Origin of the sequence: Stenotrophomonas capsici, from assembly GCF_034961085.1 — a bacterium.
Taxonomy (GTDB): domain Bacteria; phylum Pseudomonadota; class Gammaproteobacteria; order Xanthomonadales; family Xanthomonadaceae; genus Stenotrophomonas; species Stenotrophomonas capsici.
This window is the reverse complement of sequence record NZ_JAYFUH010000148.1, coordinates 1-2,444: the sequence shown is the minus strand read 5'-3', so window position 1 is coordinate 2,444 and position 2,444 is coordinate 1. Positions and strand designations below refer to the sequence as shown.

Sequence of the window (2,444 nt, the reverse complement as noted above, 5' to 3'; positions counted from 1 at the left end):
ACAGCGTGGGTGACATCGACGGCACCTCCGGCCCGTACTTCACCCCTGAGGTGCCGTTTGCCTCCGAAACCGCCGATGGCATCCCGAGCCATTCGCAGTGGACGCAGGAACTGCGCCTGGAATCGCTCAACGACGGGCCGCTGAACTGGCAGGCCGGCCTGTTCTATTTCAAGGAAGACTACGACGTCGACAGCTACAGCTACGACACCACCAACGGCAGCAGGCAGGATGGCTTCCAGCGCATCAACCAGACCAACGATGCCTGGGCGGCGTTCGGTGGGGTGACCTTCCAGGCCACCGACAAGCTGGAGCTGCGCGCCGGCGCGCGTTACACCGTCGACAAGAAGGACCTGGTGGTCAAGGACTACTGGAACACCGGCTTCTCCCCGTGCGTGCTGTCGGCCAAGTGCGACCTGGCCGGCCTGCTCGCCGCCCAGCAGGCGGCCTTCGCCCGCGGTGACGCGGTGGACCCGTACCTGTCGGCCTCGACCAAGGACAAGAAGTTCAACTGGGACTTCTCGGCCACCTACGCCGTCAACGACACCGTCAACGTCTACGGGCGCGTTGCCACCGGCTTCCGCGGCAGCTCGATCCAGTCGGCCGGCGCCTTCAACGACAAGACCGTGGCCGACCCGGAAACCGTGCTGTCCTTCGAGGCCGGCGTGAAGGCGGACTTCTGGGACAACCGTGCACGCCTGAATGCCAGCGTCTACCACTACCGGGTCAAGGACCAGCAGCTGACCGCCGTGGGCGGCGAGCTGGGTAACGCCAACATCCTGCTCAACGCCGACAAGAGCGTGGGCCAGGGCTTCGAGCTGGACCTGCAGGCCTACCTGACCGACAACCTGCTGGTCACGCTGGGCAGCGGGTACAACCACACCGAGATCAAGGACGCCGATCTCAGCGTTGCACCGTGCTTCTCGTGCACCGTGACCAACCCTGTCATCGATGGCAAGGCGCGGATCAACGGCAACGCGCTGCCGCAGGCACCGCAGTGGACCCACAACCTGACCGCACGCTGGTCGCTGCCGTTGGCCGACGGTGCGCAGTTCTACGTGTTCACCGACTGGGCGTACCGCAGCGAAGTGAATTTCTTCCTGTACGAGTCCAGGGAATTCACCGGCAAGTCGTTGCTGGAAGGCGGCCTGCGCCTGGGTTACCAGTGGAACGACGGGGACTACGACGTGGCGCTGTACGGCCGCAACATCACCAACCAGATCCGCGCCACCGGCGGCATCGACTTCAACAACCTCACCGGCTTCATCAACGAGCCGCGCCTGTGGGGCGTGGAGTTCAAGACCCGCTTCTAAGCGCCGGTCTGCAGGTTGAACGAAGAAGGCGCGGAGCAATCCGCGCCTTCTTCGTTTCCGTAGTGCCGAGCATGGCCCGGCACTCCCCGGCATTGCTCAGCGCGCTTCGGAGATGTCGGAGGTGAGCGCGGCGGTCTCGGCGGCGCAGTCGCGCGGCAACGACTGCTTCAGCGTGCGGGCGTACGCCAGCTCGCGGCGTGCCTTGGCCAGGTCGGCGACGAACTCGGGGTTGTCGTGCAGGCGGGCGACCGTGGCCGCACCCATGAAGCGTCCCTGCTGCACGTCGCTGAACCAGTGCACGTTGCAGACCAGCCGGCTGTGGCCGTAGTTGCGGCCGCGCTCGATCAGGGCGGTGGCGTGCTCCGGATCGATCTCGGCCAGGATCAACGCCCAGGCCCAGCCGATCGAGGTGTGCCCGGACGGGTAGGAGCCACTCTTGCGCAGGTCCTGCTCGTCCTCCGGGGTGCAGGTCGGCTCGTTGTTGACCATGAACGGACGCGGGCGCTGGTAATGGTGCTTGGCGGCCTTGGTGGCGGCGCTGGCATCGATGCGGCTGCGTTCGAGCAGGGTGTACAGCGTCGGCGTGTCCTGCGCGGTGACCGCCACGCCCAGCGCGCAGCTGAACTGCTCGGCGCCGGCCGGGAAGGACAGGTCGGCGTCGGCATGGGCCTGCTGGAAGCGCGCGCTGCCGCGCATGCCGATGGCCTCGCGGGCCACGGCCTCGTCCAGCTGCGCCCAGACCGAGCCCGGGGCCGGCGGGGCCGGGCTCAGCGCCAGGCTGTCGGGAATGGCATCGCCCTGCAGGTAGCCGCTGGCGTGCTGGGTGGGGTCCTCGTCCGGCGCACCGGAACGGGTGGGAGTGCTGGAACAGGCGGCCAGGGCGGCGGCCAGCGAAGCGGCTGCGGCGAGGCGCAGCGGGAAGCGGGTACGGGACATTCGGGTACGGCGGAAACGACGGAACGGACCGGCATCATCGCATTGCCGGCACCACCGCGGTGGATCGGGGCAGCGGCGATGGCCCGTTTACCCGACCCAGGCGGTCAGCCGGCCTTCGTCCTCGCGGACCTGGACCGGCCCGCCGAACAGCTCGGACAGCGGCCCGGAGCACAACAGCTCCGCGCGCGGGCCGTCGGC

At 68.0% G+C, this 2,444-nt stretch carries 2 protein-coding genes; one reads left to right on the top strand and one right to left on the bottom strand.

Translation table 11 applies throughout. The annotated features are described in order from the left end of the window. Positions 1-1,310: TonB-dependent receptor (locus VA603_RS10405; RefSeq protein WP_323438771.1), on the top strand; the 1,310-nt coding region annotated here is incomplete at its 5' end. 96 nt (positions 1,311-1,406) lie between these two features. Here the strand turns inward: VA603_RS10405 and VA603_RS10400 are convergent. Further along, positions 1,407-2,246, bottom strand: coding sequence for an acid phosphatase (locus VA603_RS10400; RefSeq protein ID WP_132862307.1), 840 nt, complete (start codon positions 2,244-2,246; stop codon positions 1,407-1,409). Between the last annotated feature and the right edge of the window lie 198 nt (positions 2,247-2,444).